Annotated in this window: 17 protein-coding genes and 1 pseudogene; 7 read left to right on the top strand and 11 right to left on the bottom strand. The window is 68.1% G+C overall.

Annotation, left to right across the window (positions count from 1 at the left end):
• The first annotated feature begins 23 nt into the window (after positions 1-23).
• Positions 24-716: a DsbA family protein gene (locus EH231_RS25690; protein WP_234941111.1), complete on the top strand. Its 693-nt coding sequence runs from the start codon at positions 24-26 to the stop codon at positions 714-716.
• Here the strand turns inward: EH231_RS25690 and EH231_RS25695 are convergent.
• The 5 genes from EH231_RS25695 to EH231_RS25715 all read right to left on the bottom strand — a co-directional run bounded on the left by EH231_RS25695 (position 700) and on the right by EH231_RS25715 (position 5,463).
• Positions 700-1,221 (bottom strand): DUF3592 domain-containing protein, encoded by a 522-nt coding sequence (locus EH231_RS25695; protein WP_164481014.1) that lies wholly within the window; start codon positions 1,219-1,221, stop codon positions 700-702. The genes EH231_RS25690 and EH231_RS25695 overlap by 17 nt on opposite strands.
• The gene (menD, locus tag EH231_RS25700) at positions 1,218-2,843 is read right to left on the bottom strand and encodes a 2-succinyl-5-enolpyruvyl-6-hydroxy-3-cyclohexene-1-carboxylic-acid synthase (RefSeq protein WP_164481015.1); all 1,626 of its coding nucleotides are present in this window, start codon (positions 2,841-2,843) and stop codon (positions 1,218-1,220) included. Before menD ends, EH231_RS25695 begins: the two co-directional genes overlap by 4 nt.
• A 16-nt stretch (positions 2,844-2,859) precedes the next feature.
• Positions 2,860-3,642 (bottom strand): alpha/beta fold hydrolase, encoded by a 783-nt coding sequence (locus EH231_RS25705; protein WP_090424412.1) that lies wholly within the window; start codon positions 3,640-3,642, stop codon positions 2,860-2,862.
• Between the two features lie 87 nt (positions 3,643-3,729).
• The gene (locus EH231_RS25710; protein ID WP_124713569.1) at positions 3,730-4,455 is read right to left on the bottom strand and encodes a DJ-1/PfpI family protein; all 726 of its coding nucleotides are present in this window, start codon (positions 4,453-4,455) and stop codon (positions 3,730-3,732) included.
• A gap of 12 nt (positions 4,456-4,467) precedes the next feature.
• On the bottom strand, positions 4,468-5,463 hold the full coding sequence (locus EH231_RS25715; protein WP_206429611.1) for a GlxA family transcriptional regulator: 996 nt from the start codon (positions 5,461-5,463) through the stop codon (positions 4,468-4,470).
• A 100-nt stretch (positions 5,464-5,563) separates the two neighbouring features.
• Here EH231_RS25715 and EH231_RS25720 point away from each other — a divergent pair, with 100 nt between their 5' ends.
• On the top strand, positions 5,564-5,911 hold the full coding sequence (locus EH231_RS25720; RefSeq protein ID WP_090424855.1) for a type II toxin-antitoxin system HicB family antitoxin: 348 nt from the start codon (positions 5,564-5,566) through the stop codon (positions 5,909-5,911).
• A gap of 145 nt (positions 5,912-6,056) precedes the next feature.
• Here EH231_RS25720 and EH231_RS34435 read toward each other — a convergent pair.
• The 5 genes and pseudogenes from EH231_RS34435 to EH231_RS25745 all read right to left on the bottom strand — a co-directional run.
• Positions 6,057-6,740, bottom strand: a pseudogene (locus EH231_RS34435) (LLM class flavin-dependent oxidoreductase); the annotation flags it as partial.
• Between the two features lie 45 nt (positions 6,741-6,785).
• Entirely contained in the window at positions 6,786-7,754 is a 969-nt protein-coding gene (locus tag EH231_RS25730; RefSeq protein ID WP_420891977.1) for an o-succinylbenzoate synthase, read from the bottom strand.
• Between the two features lie 26 nt (positions 7,755-7,780).
• Positions 7,781-8,743, bottom strand: a complete 963-nt coding sequence (locus tag EH231_RS25735) for an esterase family protein (RefSeq protein ID WP_090424853.1) — start codon at positions 8,741-8,743, stop codon at positions 7,781-7,783.
• A gap of 87 nt (positions 8,744-8,830) precedes the next feature.
• Positions 8,831-10,396, bottom strand: coding sequence for a long-chain-fatty-acid--CoA ligase (locus EH231_RS25740; RefSeq protein WP_090424410.1), 1,566 nt, complete (start codon positions 10,394-10,396; stop codon positions 8,831-8,833).
• A gap of 29 nt (positions 10,397-10,425) precedes the next feature.
• Positions 10,426-12,045: an amidohydrolase gene (locus EH231_RS25745; RefSeq protein WP_090424409.1), complete on the bottom strand. Its 1,620-nt coding sequence runs from the start codon at positions 12,043-12,045 to the stop codon at positions 10,426-10,428.
• Positions 12,046-12,214: 169 nt separating this feature from the next.
• On the opposite strand from EH231_RS25745, the gene EH231_RS25750 reads away from it, so the two are divergent.
• From EH231_RS25750 to EH231_RS25770, 5 genes are all read left to right on the top strand, one after another.
• Entirely contained in the window at positions 12,215-12,673 is a 459-nt protein-coding gene (locus tag EH231_RS25750) for a YciI family protein (RefSeq protein ID WP_044515782.1), read from the top strand.
• 205 nt (positions 12,674-12,878) lie between these two features.
• Positions 12,879-14,489 carry a fatty-acid--CoA ligase FadD8 gene (gene fadD8, locus EH231_RS25755; RefSeq protein ID WP_124713571.1) on the top strand — a complete coding sequence of 537 codons (1,611 nt, stop codon included), beginning with the start codon at positions 12,879-12,881 and terminating at the stop codon, positions 14,487-14,489.
• A 111-nt stretch (positions 14,490-14,600) separates the two neighbouring features.
• The gene (locus EH231_RS25760) at positions 14,601-15,866 is read left to right on the top strand and encodes an RNA polymerase sigma factor (protein WP_124713572.1); all 1,266 of its coding nucleotides are present in this window, start codon (positions 14,601-14,603) and stop codon (positions 15,864-15,866) included.
• A 22-nt stretch (positions 15,867-15,888) separates the two neighbouring features.
• A complete protein-coding gene (locus EH231_RS25765) occupies positions 15,889-16,578 on the top strand; it encodes an HAD family hydrolase (protein WP_090424406.1) in 690 nt (229 codons plus the stop codon).
• Positions 16,579-16,587: 9 nt separating this feature from the next.
• The gene (locus EH231_RS25770) at positions 16,588-17,037 is read left to right on the top strand and encodes a nitroreductase family deazaflavin-dependent oxidoreductase (protein ID WP_090424405.1); all 450 of its coding nucleotides are present in this window, start codon (positions 16,588-16,590) and stop codon (positions 17,035-17,037) included.
• Positions 17,038-17,043: 6 nt separating this feature from the next.
• Here the strand turns inward: EH231_RS25770 and EH231_RS25775 are convergent, their stop codons facing one another.
• Positions 17,044-17,322, bottom strand: a complete 279-nt coding sequence (locus EH231_RS25775) for a hypothetical protein (RefSeq protein WP_090424404.1) — start codon at positions 17,320-17,322, stop codon at positions 17,044-17,046.
• Positions 17,323-17,380 lie beyond the last annotated feature (58 nt).

Genomic DNA, 17,380 nt, shown 5'->3' on the forward strand with positions numbered 1-17,380 from the left:
ATGCGCGGGTCTAATGTTGCGACATGCGATTGTCGCGCGTTGCTGCAGCGATGCTGGCCGTCCTGGCCTTGGCTGTCGCCGGGTCCACCACCGGGTGCACCCGGCTGATCGACGGTGCCGCGCAGGCCAGCGGCGACAAGCCCGGCAGCGAGATCACCGAGGACGGCTCGGGAATCCAGATCGGCTATCCGGATGCGCCCGCCCAGATCGAGTTCTTCACCGAACCGCAGTGCCCGGCGTGTGCGCACCTGCAACATGAGGCCGGCGACGCCATCGCGGCCGCTGTCGGCCAGGGCCGGCTCGCGGTGACGTACCGGCCGCTGACCTTCCTGGACAGCTTGGGCACCGAGTATTCGGCGCACGTCGCCAATGCCATGTTCCTGGCCGCGGGCCCGAACACCACGGGGACTGCGTTCCAGGCGTTCGTGCAGGACCTGTGGGGCCACCAGGACCCTGAGGGTTCGCCCGGCCCGACCAACGACGCCATCGCCGCCATGGCCTCGGAGAGCGGCGTCGGCGCCGAGCAGACCGACAAGATCGCCGCCGGCGAGCAGATCATCGATTCCCAAGAGCTCAACGACGCCAACGCCGAACTGCTCAGCGAAACCCAGTACGAGGTGTCCACCCCGGCGATCTACGACCTCGTCGGCGAGCAGGTGATCGACACCAGCGACCCTGACTGGCTGGCCAAACTGCTGGCTACGCCGCAGAACTGATCCGGCTGGGCCGTCGCTGCAGGAACGCCAGCAGCGCCAGCGCCGCGGCCGCCACCAGCCAGCCCACCACCGCGATCGACCCGGCCGGGATGATCGCCAGTGACGCATCGCGATCACGGACCCGCACCAGGTCGGGATTGTTCTTGTCGTACTCGACGTAGATCCGCATCCCGGTGTCGAGTTCGGAGGGGTACAGCACACCCAACTCGGGTCGATAGGTCACCCGGTCGGGCGTGACGAACTCGATCGTCGAGCGCCGTGGCCCGGCACTGAGCACCTCGGCCGCGGCCACCCCCATGTTGCTCTCGATCTGCTGGTCGTTGCGCCAGGCGCCCACCACCAGCAGCACCGACTGCAGCGTGACCAGGCAGGCGGCGATCACCACGCCGATCCGCACCCGCCGGATGATCCGCTGCGACCGAGTCTCCCCCGGTTCGCCGTAAAGATGCGGGATCAGCGGCTGCACCCACGCCCGCAACCGCGCGGCGATCTGCGTGGGCCTCACAGGGCAGCCTTGATCGACGCGTGCAGCGCCCGCAGCGACGACCGGTCGGCCTTCACCTCCAGCACCCGCATCCCGTCGAAGGGTTCGGCCAATGCGGCACCGAGCGCGTCGGCCTCCACCTGGCCGCATTCGACGTGATAGGCGCGGCACAGTGCCGCGACGTCCACATCGTGCGGGGTACCGAAGATCCGCGACGATACGTCGGAGAACCGCGGATCACCCTGCTCCAGCAGCTCGAAGATGCCGCCGCCGTTGTCGTTGGACACCACGATGGTCAGATTGCGCGGCGTCGGCTCGGTGGGCCCGACCAGCAGGCCCGAGCTGTCGTGCACGAAGGTCAGATCCCCGATCAGGGCAATGGTCCGGCCGTCGTGTGCCAGCGCGGCGCCGATCGCCGTCGACACCGTGCCGTCGATACCGGCCACACCACGGTTGGACCGCACCTTGATGCCCTCGGTGCCCAGCCCGACCAGGGCGGCGTCACGCACCGGGTTGGAGGCCCCGAGCACCAGCTGGTCGCCTGGGCGCAGCGCGTCGGAAACGGCGGCGGCCACGTGCAGACCGGTGGTCAGTGGGTGCGACGCGAGTTGTTGGCGCACCGCCGCCAAGGCATGCCGGTTGAGCTCGGCGCAGCGGGCCAGCCAGGCCGGGTCCGGGGTCCCGGTCGTTACCGCCCGGGTGCCGGTGGCCATCGAATTGCCCGAGACGTCGGGCCAGCGCGGACCGGTGGTCAGCGCGTACACCGGCACCGCCGGATCGGCCAGCAGTGCCGACACCGGCCGGTGCAGGGTGGGCCGACCCAGCATGATGACCTGCTTGGGGTGCACGAGACGCAGTGCCAGAGGATGCAGCGGGTTCCCCGGAAGCGGTGCGGTGGGCTCGGCCACCGTCGGCAACCCGGCCAGGTTGGGGTGCACGCCGGCGCCGTGTCCGGCGATCACCACGGTGTCCGGCGTGAGGTCGATCTCCAGCGGCTGATCGAAGCTCACCGGCGGGGTGTAGGTCCACGGCTTGCCGTCCGGGCGGCCCGCCGGAAACGAGGAGTCCCCGTGTGCGTTGTCGGGGACCAGCGGTTCGCGCAGCGGGATGTCGAACTGCACCGGGCCGGCGTTGGCGGTGCGCGATCCGGTGGCCGCCGCGAGCACCCGGCAGGTCGCCGAACGCCACTGAGCGTTGAGCGAATCGAGCTTTTCCGGTGACTCCTCAGCCAGACCCACACTGATGTTGGCCCGCACCTGGGTACCGAAATAGCCCAGCTGCTCGAAGGTCTGGTTGGCGCCGGTGCCCAACATCTCATAGGGGCGGTTGGCGCTCAGCACGATCAGCGGCACCCGGGCGTAGTTGGCCTCGACGACAGCGGGGCCGAGGTTGGCCACCGCCGTGCCGGAGGTCATCGCGATGCAGACCGGCGCTCGTTCCGCGACCGCGAGCCCGATGGCCAGGTAGCCGGCCGTTCGTTCGTCGATGCGGACGTGCAGGCGGATCCGTCCGGCGCGGTCGGCGTCGGACAGCGCGAACGCCAGCGGGGCGTTACGCGAGCCCGGGCACAGCACAACGTCGCGGACGCCGCCGCGGATGAGTTCGTCGACGACTACGCGCGCCTGTGCCGTCGAGGGGTTCACCACTCCACCTTATTCGTCAGTTCTGACCGGCCAAGAACTCGAGCAGCGCGGCGTTGACGACATCGGGCTTCTCGATGAAGCCGAGATGACCGGTGTCGGGGATCTCCAGGTAGCGCGCCTTCGGGATTGCGTCGGCCACCTCACGGCCCAGGTGGGGCGGCAGCACGACGTCGTCGGCGAACCCGATGACCAGCACCGGAGCCGTGATGGACCGGTAAGCAGGCAGCCGGTTGCCCACCGGAGCAGCGTCAGACTGGGCGAGCAGCCCCGGAGTCTGCTTGGTGGGCCACATGGTGAACATCTCACTCCAGTCGCGCACCTGGGCGTCGTCGTTGAGGGTCTTGGGCGAGAAGCTCTCCAACATCCGGAGCTTGGCATCGAACGTCGGCGGCAGTTGAATGCCCGAGGCCGCAAGGTCGCGTTCGGCGGTACGGAAGAACTCGCGGGCCCGGTCGTGGCGGCCGCGGGTGGCCATCAAGACTGCCGAACGCACCAGATCCGGACGGGCCAGCATCAGTTCCTGGGCGATGAACGAACCCATCGACACACCCACGATGTGCGCCGGAGCAGCATCCAGCTTCTCGATCAGCTCGGCGGTATCGGCCACCATCTGTTCGGTGCCGAACCCGTCGGCGTTCTCGGTCGCGCCGATCCCGCGGTTGTCGAAAGTGATGACGCGGTAACCGGCCCGCTGCAGCGCCGGGACCTGATGCAGATGCCAGGTGCGGCCAGCGCCTCCCCGTCCGGCGATGAACACCACGGGGACGCCCTTGCCTCGCTCGTCATAAGCCAAGTTCATCCGGCCGACGCTACTTCATGACGCTCAGTGCAACAGCTCACGCGCTGCGGCGGTCTGAGCGCTCACGCGCTGCGGCCGTCTGAGCGCTCACGCGCTGCGGCGCCCACGCACCCTTCGGACTGCCTGATCCCAGGCCAGCAATACCCCGGCCTTGAGCGGTTCGGGCTTGATCATGTCCTTGCCCAGTAGCGCGGTGGCACTGGCCTTGGTGGCCGCGCTCGCCTTCGACATGTGCCCGGAATCGAACGGCGGCTGCGGGTCGTACTCGATCATCAGCTGAATGGCCTTGGCCTTCGCCTCGCCGCCGATCTGACCGGCCAACCACATCGCCAGGTCGATCCCCGCCGAGACGCCCGCCGCCGTGATCACCTTGCCGTCAGGGTCGGCGCGCACGATGCGCTGATCCCCCACCGGTGTCGCGCCCATCAGCTTCAACGCGCTCAGCACCGACCAGTGCGAGGTGGCAGGCTTCCCGTCCAGCAGGCCAGCCGCGGCCAGCACCACTGACCCCGAACACACCGATGCCATCCAGGTGGCCCCCGGATACACCTGACGCAGCCAGTCGAGCACCTTTTCGTCGCGGGCCACCATCGTGGTACCCGGCCCGCCGGGCACCAGCACCACGTCGGGCGAAGGGGTTTCGTCGAAACTGTGGGTGGCCCCCACCATCAGCACACCGGAGTCGGCGGTGACGGGCCCCGGCTCGTGCCAGACGAACCGCACTTCCGTGTCGGGCAGGTGGCGCAGCACCTCGTAGGGCCCGATGAAGTCGAGCGCGGTGAAGCTGGGGTACAACACGATTGCGATCTGCATGGCTGGTTCCTCTCAAGCGGTTAGATCTGCGCTTCTCGCGTGCGCGGACGTCTTGCGGTACTGGTCAGGAGAAATACCCAGGCGTCGAACGAAATTGCGCCGCATGGTCTCGGCGGTGCCGAACCCGCAGCGGGCGGCGATGACGGTGACGGTGTCGTCGGATTCCTCAAGCTGGCGGCGCGCCGCATCGGTGCGAATGCGTTCCACGTAGGCGCCCGGCGCCTCCCCGACCTCGTCGGTGAACACCCGGGTGAAATGCCGCGGGCTCATCGCCGCACGCCGGGCCAGATCGGAAATGCTGTGCGCTCCACCGGGTTCGACCTCGATCAGCTCCTGCACCTCGCGGATGGGAGCGCGTTTGGCCCGTGGCATCCACACGGGCGCGGCGAACTGGGTCTGGCCGCCGGGCCGGCGCAGGTAGAGCACCAGGTACCGGGCCACAGTCTGGGCGACGTCGGTGCCGTAATCATCCTCGACCAGCGACAACGCCAGGTCGATACCTGCCGTCACCCCGGCGGCCGTCCACACCCGCTCGGAGCTCCTCACGAAGATCGGATCGGGATTGACTGCCACCGAAGGAAATTCGTCGGCCATCCGACGCGCCGAGGACCAGTGGGTGGTGGCGGTGCAGCCGTCGAGCAGTCCGGCCTGTGCGGCCAGGAACGATCCGGTGCACACGCTGACGACGCGACGGGCGTGGCGGGCGGCGGTGCTGATCCAGTCGACGACGGCCGGGTTGGCCCGGGCGGCGTCGGCACCGATTCCGCCGGGTATGACGATGGTGTCGATCGGCTTGTTGGGGTCGGGCAGCGGAGCGGCGACGAACTCCAACCCGGTGAGCGTGGCGACAGGCTGGCCGTCCACGGCGGTGAGGGTGACGGCATAGCCGTCGTCGGATCTGCCCTGGCCGACCAGGGCCAGCGTGGCGGTGGAGAACACGTCGAACGGCCCGGCCAGGTCCAAGGCCTGCACCCCGGCATAGCCCAGGATCACCACCGATCGCGTCACCTCTCCAGTGTTCGCGACCTCGGCGATGGCGTCTACGCCATGCACCCCACAAATCAGGACATGGGCTTGATTGTCGGATGGCATCGCGATGATCGGCGACATGACGGAGTACACCTACCGCGCTCAATGGTCGTACGAGGATCGCTGGTATCGAGGGTTGTGTCTTGAGTTCCCGAACCTGTCGGCGAATGGCCTCACGGCGCACGAAGCGATCGCGGCCGTCGAGAAGTTGGTCACCGAAGAGTTGGCGATGATCCGGGCCGCCGACGACACCCCGCCGCAATCGTTGACCGACCATCGCTACAGCGGCAAGTTCATGGTGCGGGTCTCGCCGTCGCTGCACGCCAGGCTCGTTGTAGAGGCCGCCGAACAGGGAGTGTCGCTGAACCAGTGGGTGGTTCAGAAACTTGTCGGTCGACCTTCGGTGTCGCTGGCTGATCTGTACTAGTCGCCGTCGGGTCCGGTCGCGAAGGCATAGCCGATCTCGAAACCTGGTATCGCCGGCGGTACCAGGTTTCGGGAGCACACATCATGCGGCCGAGCGGTACCGATGTGACGGATGTGGCCTCGGAGCCCTACAGCTTGTTGATCCCGCGCACCACGTCCAACCGCTGGGCATAGCCCTGGGGCGAGTGCGGGAAAGCGGGAAAGAACCCGTCGCCGTAGCGCGATACGCAACATCCTGGGGCCGTGCGCGGCGACCCTGATCGGCGGCCACTTGCCCCCGGTAGGGCGGCAAGTCGAAGATCGCGTTGCGCAGCGGGAAGAAGGGCGAATCACGATTGACCAGTTCACCGTTCGAGTTCCACAGCGCACGGATCGTGGCCATCGCCTCTTCGAACCGGGCCACCGGTTTCGCCCAATCCACACCATAGGGTTCATTGCCCTCGCGCTCCCCGGGGCCGATACCGAAAATGAAGCGGCCCTTGGTCAGCAGCTGCATGGTCGCCGCCACCTGCGCGCTGACAAGCCGGGTTCGGCGCCCGGCGTCGGTGACACAGATGCCCAGCGGCACCGCGCGAATCGGTTGCGCGCCGCGATCTTTCCCAGCATCGTCGACGGTTCCATGCAGGCGTCGACCGAAGGAGTCAATTTCGCTGCTGCGCAGCACTTCTCCTGCCACAGCGCGCGGGGAAATATCGCGTTGAGATGACCGGGTACCCAGAAGGAGTCAACCGGGTGGCGACGGCCGACAGATAGTTGGCCCGGGTAAAGGTGTCCACCGCCGGACGCGCGGCGATCGTGGGATCCATGAGGCCGACGCGGAATCGAGTCATTCAGGGAGTGTCGAACGCGCAGGCCAAGTTCCCTAGAGTAGGCACCTACCCCAATATCAGCGGGTAGCACTCCCGCACCCGATCGATCCACCATTGCTGCCGCTCCAGCGTAGCGGCGAGCGTGGCCAGCCGGGCGGGGTCCGGCACCACCGCCTCGACGGGCAGGTACCCGTCGACCGGCGCGCACACCTCGGCGACGTCCTCCACGAAGAATCCGCCCGTGCCCAGCCCGCAGGCGTGCGCCAACTCGGGCAGTGCCGCGGCGGCCAGCAGTCCGCGCCCGATGCCGACCGCTGAATCCAGCGCACTGGACACCACGATCGGGATATCGATCTGTGCGGCGATCTCAAGCATCCGGGACACCCCGCCCAGCGGGGCCACCTTGAGCACCGCGACGTCAGCGGCGCGGGCCCGCACCACCCGCAGCGGATCAGACGCCTTCCGGATCGACTCGTCAGCCGCGATCGGCACCGCCACCTGCCGGCGCAGTGCTGCCAACTCTTCGACCGTCGCACACGGCTGCTCCAGATACTCCAGGGGTCCGTCGGCAGTCAGCGCCGACGCGGCGGCGACCGCCTGCGGCAGCGTCCAGCCGCCATTGGCGTCGACCCGTACCACCGGAACCTGCGCCCGCACGGCGTTCACCCGCGCGACGTCGTCCGCCAGCGTCTGCCCCGGCTCGGCGACCTTGACCTTCGCCGTGCGCGCACCGGGAAACCGCGCCAGTACCTCGGGCACCTGGGCGGCCGGCACCGCGGGAACGGTGGCGTTGATGGGGACACGCTCGCGGTGCACCGGGGGTGCCGGTTGATACGCGGCCTCGATCCCGGAGGCCAGCCAGGCCGCGGCCTCGGGCGGTTCGTATTCGAGGAACGCGCCGAACTCGCCCCAGCCGGCCGGGCCGTCGATCAGTGCCACCTCACGAACCGTGATGCCACGGAAGCGAACCCGCATCGGCAGGGACACGACGTGAAGGCGTTCCAAGATGTCGTCCAGCGCCGGCGCCGCGTCAATCACGCCGTCAATGATGCCCAAACCGGTCAGCCGGCGCCCAATGTCCGCTGGATGTCGGGTTTCATCTGGTTGAGCTGCGCACCCCAGTAGCCCCAAGTGTGGGTGCCGGTGGGCGGGAAGTTGAACACCGCGTTGTGCCCGCCCGCCGCGACGTACTGGTCGCGGAAGTTGAAGTTGCTCTGCAGCGCCGTGTTTTCGAGGAAGGTCGAGGCGACGTCGTTACCGCCCAACTCCCCCGGCGTCCCGGAACCGCAGTAGACCCAGATGCGAGTGTTGTTCGCCACCAATCGCCCCACCTGCAGCGTCGGATCGTTGCGCGCCCACGCCGGATCGCCGGGCGGGCCCCACATGGCCGCGGCCGAGAAACCACCGGAGTCGCCCATCGCCAGCCCGATCAGCCCGGGCCACGGGCCGGCCGACGGATTCAGGAACGCCGACAACGACCCCGCGTAGCGGAACTGCTGCGGGTAGTAGGCGGCGAGGATCAGCGCGGAGCTGCCCGACATCGACAGTCCGACCACCGCGTTGCCCGACGAGGACACCCGCTTGTTGGCCGCCAGCCACTGCGGTAACTCACTGGTCAGGAACGTCTCCCACTTGTACGTCCACACCCCGCCGTTGCCCGCGGCGGGCTGGTACCAGTCGGTGTAGAAGCTCGACATTCCACCGACCGGCATGACCACGGACAGCCCGGATTGGTAGAACCACTCGAACGCCGGGGTCTCGATGTCCCACCCGTTGAAATCATCCCGGGCCCGCAAGCCGTCCAACAGATAGACCGCGTGAGACCCGCCGCCCTGGAACTGCACCTTGACGTCGCGGCCCATGGCCCCGGACGGCACCGAGAGCATCTCGACCGGCAAACCCGCCCGTGACCAGGCACTTGCCGTCGGCGGTGGTCCGAGCAGTCCGCCGGCTACCGCGACGACCAGGGCGATCAGGATCCCCAAGCCGCGGAAGAACTTCCGCAATCCATGCGCATCTGCCATGTCCGCACCCCACATCTCCGCGCACACGTATGCGCCCGAAACTACTCCGCTCGGAACGGGAAATGAAGAGCAGCGGGCGACCGATTCTCACACCGTGGCGCGGTCGCGGCCCTCCCAGTACGGCTTGCGCAGGTCCTTTTTGAGGATCTTGCCGGTGGGATTGCGGGGCAACTCGTCGACGAAATCGACCGACTTGGGACACTTGTAGGCCGCCAGATGTTCCCGGGCGAACGCGATCAGGTCCCGTTCGGTGACGTCCCCGTCCAGTGTCACAACGGCTTTCACCGACTCGCCCCATTTTTCGTCGGGCACGCCGATCACCGCGACCTCGGTGACCGCGGGATGTTCGGCCAGCACGCGCTCGACCTCGATCGAGTAGATGTTCTCCCCACCCGAGATGATCATGTCCTTGAGCCGGTCCTCGACGAAGATGTATCCGCCGTCGTCGACGCGGCCGATGTCGCCGGTGCGGAACCAGCCATCAGGCGTGATGGACTCCGCCGTGGCGTCCGGCCGGTTGAGATACCCCTTCATCAATTGCGGTGAGCGGAACCACAATTCGCCCTGCTCGCCGACAGGAACGTCGGCACCGGTGTCAGGGTCGACCACCCTGACCTCGCTGCCGGGGACGACGGTGCCCGCACTCATGAGCCGCGCTTCACTCGCCCCGCGGTGATCGTCGGGCCCCAATCGGCTGATCGCGCCGGACACCTCCGTGAGCCCGTAGACCTGGATGAACTCCGTTTCCGGCCACGCCTGCAGCGCAGAACGCAACAGCGGCAAGGGCATTGGAGATGCACCGTAGGCGAAGGTCTTCAACGCTCCGAACAGCTTCACCGCGTCCTCGCCGGTGTCGAACACCTTGGCCAGCACGGCGGGTACGAGGAAGGTGCGATTGGCCCCGGCGAGAATGCCGCCGGCCAACGCCATGCCGTCGACATCACGCGTCATATAGGACGGCGCCCCGTGGTGCAGCCCCCATTGCACGTAGGACGACCCACCGACATGGAACAGCGGCATGGCGACCAGGCTCTTGTCCCCGGCGCTGAGCGTCCAGCCCTCGAATGCGTTGAGGGTGTGGGAGATGACGTTGGTGTGGGTCAGCGCGATGCCCTTGGGCCGGCCGGTGGTGCCCGAGGAGTACATGATGATGCACGTGTCGTCGGGCTGCGCGTCCGGCGAATGGCCGACCGGCGACGCCCCGGCGAGCAGCGCCTCGTACTCGTCCCCGTCGCCGCCCTCGGGAGTCACCGTAACGATGTGCTCGACGGACGTGAGCCGATCGGCGATCGCGTCGATGCCCGGCCGGAGCTCCTCGCCGACCACCAACACCTTGGCGCCGCAGTCGTTGAGCACATAGTCCAACTCGTCAGCGGCGAGCCGGAAGTTGATGATGGCGTTGGCCGCGCCCAGCGACGCGGCCGCGAGTGTCATCTCCACGCACGCCGGGTGGTTCTTGTCGAGGAATGCGACGACGTCACCATGGCCGACGCCCCACGCGCTCAGCGCGCCGGTCAGCCGCTGAATGCGGTCGTACCACTGCGACCAGGTCCAGGAGCGGCTGAGGTAGGTGATCGCCTCCTCGTCAGGTTTGGTCGCCGCCCAGTGGGCGACACGTTCGTCGAGAAACTGCGGAACCGGCAAATCTGACATTCCCAGAGCGTGCCACGGCGCGCGAGCCGTCAACCGGCTTTCGGATAAACCTGCCGCCCGGCCAGGAACGTGGCCCGTACCTCCAGGTCGGCGATGCTCTCCGGGGCTGTCACGCGGGGGTCGGCCGAGATGATCACCAGGTCGGCGTACTTGCCGACCTCGAGTGATCCGATCACGTTGTCGGCGAACAACTGCCACGCCGCGTCGATCGTCTGCGCCCGGATCCCCTGCTCGACGGTCAGCCGCTCTTCGGGCGCCAGGACACGGCCGCTCGGCGCGGTCCGCGTGACGGCCACGCTGATGTTGCGCAGCGGCTCCTCCGGAGTGACCGGCGGATCGTTGTGCAGCGAGATCCGCATGCCCGTGGCGACAGCCGACCCGGCCGGCATCCACCGTCCGCCGTGCTCGGGCCCGAACAGCCCGTCGACGAGCACGTCGCCCCAGTAGTGCAGGTGGTCGACGAACAGACTGCAGGTGACGCCGAGGGCGTGCGCGCGCTGCAACTGCTCGGGCGTGATGGCACCGACGTGTTCCAGCCGCAGCCGGTGATCATCCCGGGGATGGGCGCGCAGAACCTCTTCGTAGACATCCAGGATGGTGTCCACCCCGGCGTCGCCGTGCACGTGGCAGGCCAGCTGCCAGCCCTGCGGAAAGAACGTGCCGACGATCTCGGAGAGTTGCTCTTTGGTGTAGTTGGCGTGCCCGCAGGAGCCGGGCACCACGCCGATGGTCCGGGTGGCGTCGGTATCCAGGTACGGGAACGTCAGGTCGATGTTGCCGATCCACGGCGACCCGTCGACCCAGATCTTGATGCCGACCTGGCGGACGATGTCGTCGCCCTCGGATGGGCTGGCCTCGGTGTGCAGGTCCGCGGTGGACATCTCGTAGGTCCGCAGCCGCACCGTCAGCTGATCGTGCAGCTGCGCGAGCAGCGGGCGGAACATCGGATCGAACGCCATCTCCGAGCAGGTGGTCAGCCCCGCGCGGTTCAGCCGCGCACATTCGGCGGCCAGCATCGCCGGATAGTCGGTCACCGAGATGGCATCGCCCATCAGCGGGAACACCGCTCCGGTCTCCTCGGCCGTGCCGTCGAGGTTGCCGTCGGCGTCACGGCCGTACTTGGCGCCCTTGGGATCCGGAGTGTCTCTCGTCAGGCCGGCCCGGCGCGCCGCCGCGGTGTTGAAGTAGGCCTTGTGGCCCGAGTTGTGCACGATCACCAGCGGGGTGTCGGGCGCGACGGTGTCCAGCCAGGACAGGGTGGGCTCGGGCAACCCGTGCTGCAGCAGCGGATCCCAGCCGTTAAGGAACGCACCGTCGGCCCCGCGTCTTGCCACCTCGGCGTCGACCGCGCCGAGCACCTCATCGGCACTCGCCAGGGTGACCGGGCGGATGTCGACGATGCGACCGGACAACGCCACTGCCTCCATCAACGGATGACCGTGCGCCTCAACGAAACCCGGCATGACGCAGCCGTCGACCTCGCGGACGTCGGTGTCGGGGCCGACCCAGGCGGCCGCCTCGGACCGGGACCCGACCGCGGCGATGCGACCGCCCGACACCGCGATCGCCTCCGCGGTGGGTTGGCTGGGGTCGACGGTGAGGATGGTTCCGTAGAGGACGAGATCAGCTGGCACAGCAGGGCTGGTCATGCTCGGATGCTAGAGCGTGGTGCGGTTTGCCCGGGTACGTCCCCGAAAGAACTTCGAAAAGTTTTCCGGCGCCGTGTCGATTTTGGTGGGGTGCCGTTCGACGTAGTAACGAAGGCCGCCGCTCAACAAGAATGGACGGGCCCTTCCCGACACCAGAAGGAGACACACAATGTCGCGCTACATGCTGATCATGCGGTCCACCCCCGAGGCCGAGACCGCGATGGCCGAGCAGAACATCGACTTCGACGAGATCATCGCGTCGATGGGCCGGTACAACGAAGAGCTCATCAAGGCCGGCGTGCTGCTGGCCGGCGAGGGATTGACCGACCCCGACGAAGGCTTCGTCGTCGATTTCAACGCCGATCCCCCGGTGGTCACCGACGGGCCCTACACCGAGGCCAAGGAACTGTTCAACGGGTTCTGGATCCTGGACGTGTCCTCCAAGGAGGAGGCCAAGCAGTGGGCGCGGAAATGCCCGCTGGGCTGCGGCGTGAAGCTGGAGGTCCGCCGGGTCAGCGAAACCGATGAGTTCCCGCAGGACAACGAGTGGGTCCAGAAGGAGATCCAGTGGAAGGCCGAGCTGGCCGAGAAGCTGGCCCAGCAGGCGCGTGCGGCCGCCAATCGCTGATCGGGGCACAGGCCCCGGCGGTCCCTAACCCGCCGGGGCCCGGCTCCCACCCCCACACCTGCACGTTAGGCAGCGCCGGCAGGGTCGACACGAGTACTGCGCTACCTGTATTTCGACCCGTATATCGGCCGTCGGTGACCTCGTGTTACACCGACATCGGGGGATCGGCTCCACGGTTTCTGGAACACGTTCTAATCTGGACCCCATGAGTGATGCGCTGCTGCACCATCCCATCCATTCCGGCCACCTCACGGTCGGCGCGCTCAAGCGCAACAAAGACAAGCCTGTGCTGTTCCTCGGCGACACCACCCTGACCGGTGGCGAGCTCGCGGAACGCATCAGCCAGTACATTCAGGCCTTCGAAGCCCTCGGCGCAGGCACCGGCGAAGGCGTCGGCCTGCTGTCGCTGAACCGCCCCGAGGTGCTGATGATCATCGGCGCCGGCCAGACCCAGGGGTACCGTCGCACCGCACTACACCCTCTCGGTTCGCTGGACGACCACGCCTACGTGCTGTCCGACGCCGAGGTGACGACCCTCATCATCGACCCCACGCCTGCGTTCGTGGAGCGGGCCATGGGGTTGCTGGAGAAGGTGCCGTCGCTCCGGCAGGTGCTGACCATCGGCCCGGTGCCCGAGGCCCTGGCCGCCTCCAGCGCGTCGGTCTCCGACCTCACGGCCGAGGCCGCCAAGTACTCCCCGGTGCCCCTGGTGGCCGCCGAACTCGCTCCCGAGCACGTCGGCGGGCTGACCTACACCGGCGGCACCACCGGGAAGCCCAAGGGCGTGATGGGCACGGTGCGCTCGATCTCCACCATGACGACCATTCAGCTCGCCGAGTGGGAGTGGCCCGAGAACCCGCGCTTCCTGATGTGCACCCCGCTGTCGCATGCCGGCGCGGCCTTCTTCACACCGACCATCGTCAAGGGCGGCGAACTGGTGGTGCTGACCAAGTTCGACCCGGCCGAGGTGCTGCGGGTGATCGAGGAACAGCGCATCACCGCGACCATGCTGGTGCCGTCGATGATCTACGCGCTGATGGACCACCCGGATTCACACACCCGCGACCTGTCCTCGCTGGAGACCGTGTACTACGGCGCCTCCGCGATGAACCCCGTGCGACTGGCCGAGGCGCTCAAGCGCTTCGGGCCGATCTTCGCGCAGTACTACGGCCAGTCCGAGGCGCCGATGGTGATCTCGTACCTCGGCAAGAAGGACCACGACGAGAAGCGGCTGACCTCCTGCGGCCGGCCCACGCTGTTCGCCCGGACCGCGCTGCTGGACGGCGAGGGCAACCCGGTACCCCGGGGCGAGGTCGGCGAGATCTGCGTGTCCGGACCGCTGCTGGCCGGCGGCTACTGGAAGCTGCCCGAGGCCACCGCCGACACCTTCAAGGACGGCTGGCTGCACACCGGCGACATGGCCCGCGAGGACGAGGACGGCTACTGGTTCATCGTCGACCGGGTCAAGGACATGATCGTCACCGGCGGGTTCAACGTGTTCCCGCGTGAGGTGGAAGACGTTGTGGCCGAACATCCCTCGGTGGCACAGGTGTGCGTGATCGGCACTCCGGACGAGAAGTGGGGCGAGGCTGTGACCGCGGTGATCGTGCTGCGCCCCGACGCCGCGTCCGACGACGAGGCGGTGGCCAAGGTGACCGCCGAGATCCAGTCGGCCGTCAAGGACCGCAAGGGCTCGGTGCAGTCGCCCAAGCAGGTGATCGTCGTCGACTCCGTTCCGGTGACCGCACTCGGCAAGCCCGACAAGAAGGCCGTCCGGGCCCAGTTCTGGGAGGGCGCTGCCCGCGCGATCGGCTGAGTTTCCCCGCCGAGTTCTCACCCGCGAGCAGTCCCCCGCAAGCGGGAGGGGCCCCCAGCGGAGGTACCCGGATCCACGTGATGTGGGGTACCTCCGCGTCTGCTCGGCACAATGGGTGGGGTGCCCGACAACCCGGCTACCGCTGCCGACCTGCAGAAGACGCTCGACGCGGTGTGGCGGATGGAGGCGGCCAAGATCCTGGCCACGCTGACTCGCACGGTCGGCGATGTGGCCCTGGCCGAGGATCTGGCATCCGAAGCCCTGCTCGACGCGCTCACGCAATGGCCGCAGACCGGTGTGCCGCGCAACCCCGGAGCCTGGCTGACCACGGTGGCCAAACGCAAGGCCATCGATCACTGGCGGCGCGCGGAAAACCTCGATGCCAAGTACGCCGTGCTGGCCCGCGATCTGGCCGACCACGTCGAGGAAGCCTGGGATCCCGACCGGATCGATGACGATGTGCTGCGGCTGATCTTCATCGCCGCCCACCCGGTGTTGTCCCGCGAGGCCCAGATCGCGCTGACGCTGCGCATGGTCGGCGGGTTGAGCACCGACGAGATCGCCCGGGCCTTCCTCATCTCGACCGCCACCGCCGCCGCCCGCATCACCCGAGCCAAAAAGACTCTGGCCCAGGCCAACCCGCCGTTCGAGATGCCGCCCCGCGACGAGTACCCGCAGCGGCTGTCGGCCGTGCTGGCGGTCATCTACCTGATCTACAACGAGGGCTACTCGGCGTCCTTCGGGCAACGCTGGATCCGTGACGAATTGTGCACCGAAGCACTGCGATTGGGTCGCGTGCTGGCCGCGCTGGTGCCCGACGAACCCGAGGTCCACGGTCTGCTGGCGCTCATGGAGTTCCAGTCCTCGCGCTTTGCCGCCCGCACCGACGCCGAGGGCCGGCCCATCCTGCTCGAAGACCAGAACCGGGCCCGCTGGGACCGTGCGCAGATCCAGCGCGGCGTCGCCGCCCTCGAGCGCTCCAGTGCCGCACGGCAGCAACGAGGTTGGGGCCCATATGCGCTACAGGCCGCGCTCGCCGAGTGCCACGCGGTGGCCCCGACGGCAACCGACACCGACTGGAGCCGCATCGTCGCGCTCTATGACGCCTTGCTCCAGATCGCGCCGTCGGCGGTGGTGCAGCTCAACCGCGCGGTGGCCGTCGCGATGCGCTCGGGCCCGCAGGAGGCCCTGACGCTCGTCGACGGGATCGAGGGCCTGGACGGCTCCTATCTACTGCCCAGTGTCCGCGGCGAACTGTTGTCCCGACTCGGCCGACACCTCGACGCCGCCGAGCAGTTCGACCGGGCCGCGGCCCTGTCCGACAACGAGCGCGAGCGACAGGTACTGGTGGACAAGGCAATCCGTGAACGCAGCTGATACCGGCCGGCCTCATGGCACCATGGCGGGCATGGTGTCAGCCGTATTGTTCGATTACTCCGGGACCCTGTTCCGCCTCGAGGAGGACGACAGCTGGTTCGCCGGGATGGCCGTCGACGAACGCGCGGTCGACGGCCACGTGCAGGCCGAGTTGATGCGCCGGCTCACCGCCCCGACCGGCCGGTCCGTGTCGATGACCGACGAACAGTACCGGGCCTGGGCCAACCGCGACCTGGCCCCGCACCTGCACCGGGAGGCCTACCTGCATGTGTTGCGGGAGTCCGGGCTGGCCGACCACCACGCCCAGGCGTTGTACGACCGGGTGATCGATCCGGCCAGCTGGACCGCCTATCCCGACACCGCACGCGTCTTCGAAAACCTTCACGCGCAAGGGATCCGGACCGCCGTCGTCTCCAACATCGCGTTCGACGTGCGGCCGGCGTTCACGGCGATCGGCGCCGCCGAGCACGTCGACGAGTTCGTGCTGTCCTTCGAGGTCGGCGCGATCAAGCCCGACCCGGCGATCTTCACCGCCGCACTCGACCGCCTTGGAGTGGCTGCCCAGGATGCACTGATGGTCGGCGACAGCGAGGAGGCCGACGGCGGCGCCCGCACAGTGGGTTGCCAGTTCGCGCTCGTCGACCCGCTGCCCACCGCCGAGCGCCCCGACGGACTGATCGCGGCCCTGCGGAGCGTCGGCATCCGCGCCTAGGGTGGAGCCATGGCTGACGACCGCATCCGGCCGCCGTGGTGGCTGAAGTACGTCAACAAGGTGATGATCGGGCTGAACAAGCTCGGCGTCGGCGGCGACAAGGGACCCGTGGTGCTGACGGTGCCCGGGCGCAAGTCCGGGAAACCCCGCTCGACGCCGGTCACCCCGATGACCGTCGACGGCCACCGCTACATCGTGGCCGGGCTGCCCGGCGGCGACTGGGCGGCCAACGCCCGCGCCGCCGGGCAGGCCACGGTGCACCAGGGCCGCAGCGACCAGCGGGTGCGCGTGGTGGAGATCCCGGTCGAACAGGCCCGGCCGCTGCTACGCCAGTTCCCGGTCCTGGTCCCCACCGGTGTGGGTTTCATGCGCAACGCCGGGCTGGTGACCGGGCCCCATCCCGACGAATTCGAGGCCCTGGCCGGACGCTGCCCGGTGTTCCGGCTGGACCCGATCTAGCCGCACTCAGCTCAGGTGCGGGGCTTCCTTGATCTTGGAGTCCTGCTTGCCGACCGTCTGGCAGAAGGTCTGCACCGCCAACCGGGTTCCGGTGATCTCCAGCTGTGCGGCATCGGTGCCCTTTTCGTCCTTGAGCATCTTGGACACCGCTTCGTTCTGCGTCTTCTCGTCCTGCCCGATGAAGTCCTTGCACTTGGTGTCACCACCGGTGATCGCAGGCGAGCATCCGACGAGCACCAAGCCCGTAGCCAGTCCCGACAACAACACACTCACTGAGCGCTTCATCGTGGTCCCCTCTGATCTGGTGATGCGAGGTACGCATCATCGCGCCGGGTTTCGTACC

Source organism: Mycolicibacterium nivoides, assembly GCF_003855255.1.
GTDB classification, from domain to species: domain Bacteria; phylum Actinomycetota; class Actinomycetes; order Mycobacteriales; family Mycobacteriaceae; genus Mycobacterium; species Mycobacterium nivoides.

Coding starts and splice junctions, on each gene's coding strand:
- EH231_RS25690 (WP_234941111.1), top strand. CDS start 24: ATGCGATTGTCGCGCGTTGCTGCAGCGATGCTGGCCGTCCTGGCCTTG.
- EH231_RS25705 (WP_090424412.1), bottom strand. CDS start 3,642: ATGAACTTGGCTTATGACGAGCGAGGCAAGGGCGTCCCCGTGGTGTTC.
- EH231_RS25710 (WP_124713569.1), bottom strand. CDS start 4,455: ATGCAGATCGCAATCGTGTTGTACCCCAGCTTCACCGCGCTCGACTTC.
- EH231_RS25720 (WP_090424855.1), top strand. CDS start 5,564: ATGACGGAGTACACCTACCGCGCTCAATGGTCGTACGAGGATCGCTGG.
- EH231_RS25735 (WP_090424853.1), bottom strand. CDS start 8,743: ATGGCAGATGCGCATGGATTGCGGAAGTTCTTCCGCGGCTTGGGGATC.
- EH231_RS25740 (WP_090424410.1), bottom strand. CDS start 10,396: ATGTCAGATTTGCCGGTTCCGCAGTTTCTCGACGAACGTGTCGCCCAC.
- EH231_RS25745 (WP_090424409.1), bottom strand. CDS start 12,045: ATGACCAGCCCTGCTGTGCCAGCTGATCTCGTCCTCTACGGAACCATC.
- EH231_RS25750 (WP_044515782.1), top strand. CDS start 12,215: ATGTCGCGCTACATGCTGATCATGCGGTCCACCCCCGAGGCCGAGACC.
- fadD8 (WP_124713571.1), top strand. CDS start 12,879: ATGAGTGATGCGCTGCTGCACCATCCCATCCATTCCGGCCACCTCACG.
- EH231_RS25760 (WP_124713572.1), top strand. CDS start 14,601: ATGGGTGGGGTGCCCGACAACCCGGCTACCGCTGCCGACCTGCAGAAG.
- EH231_RS25765 (WP_090424406.1), top strand. CDS start 15,889: ATGGCGGGCATGGTGTCAGCCGTATTGTTCGATTACTCCGGGACCCTG.
- EH231_RS25770 (WP_090424405.1), top strand. CDS start 16,588: ATGGCTGACGACCGCATCCGGCCGCCGTGGTGGCTGAAGTACGTCAAC.
- EH231_RS25775 (WP_090424404.1), bottom strand. CDS start 17,322: ATGAAGCGCTCAGTGAGTGTGTTGTTGTCGGGACTGGCTACGGGCTTG.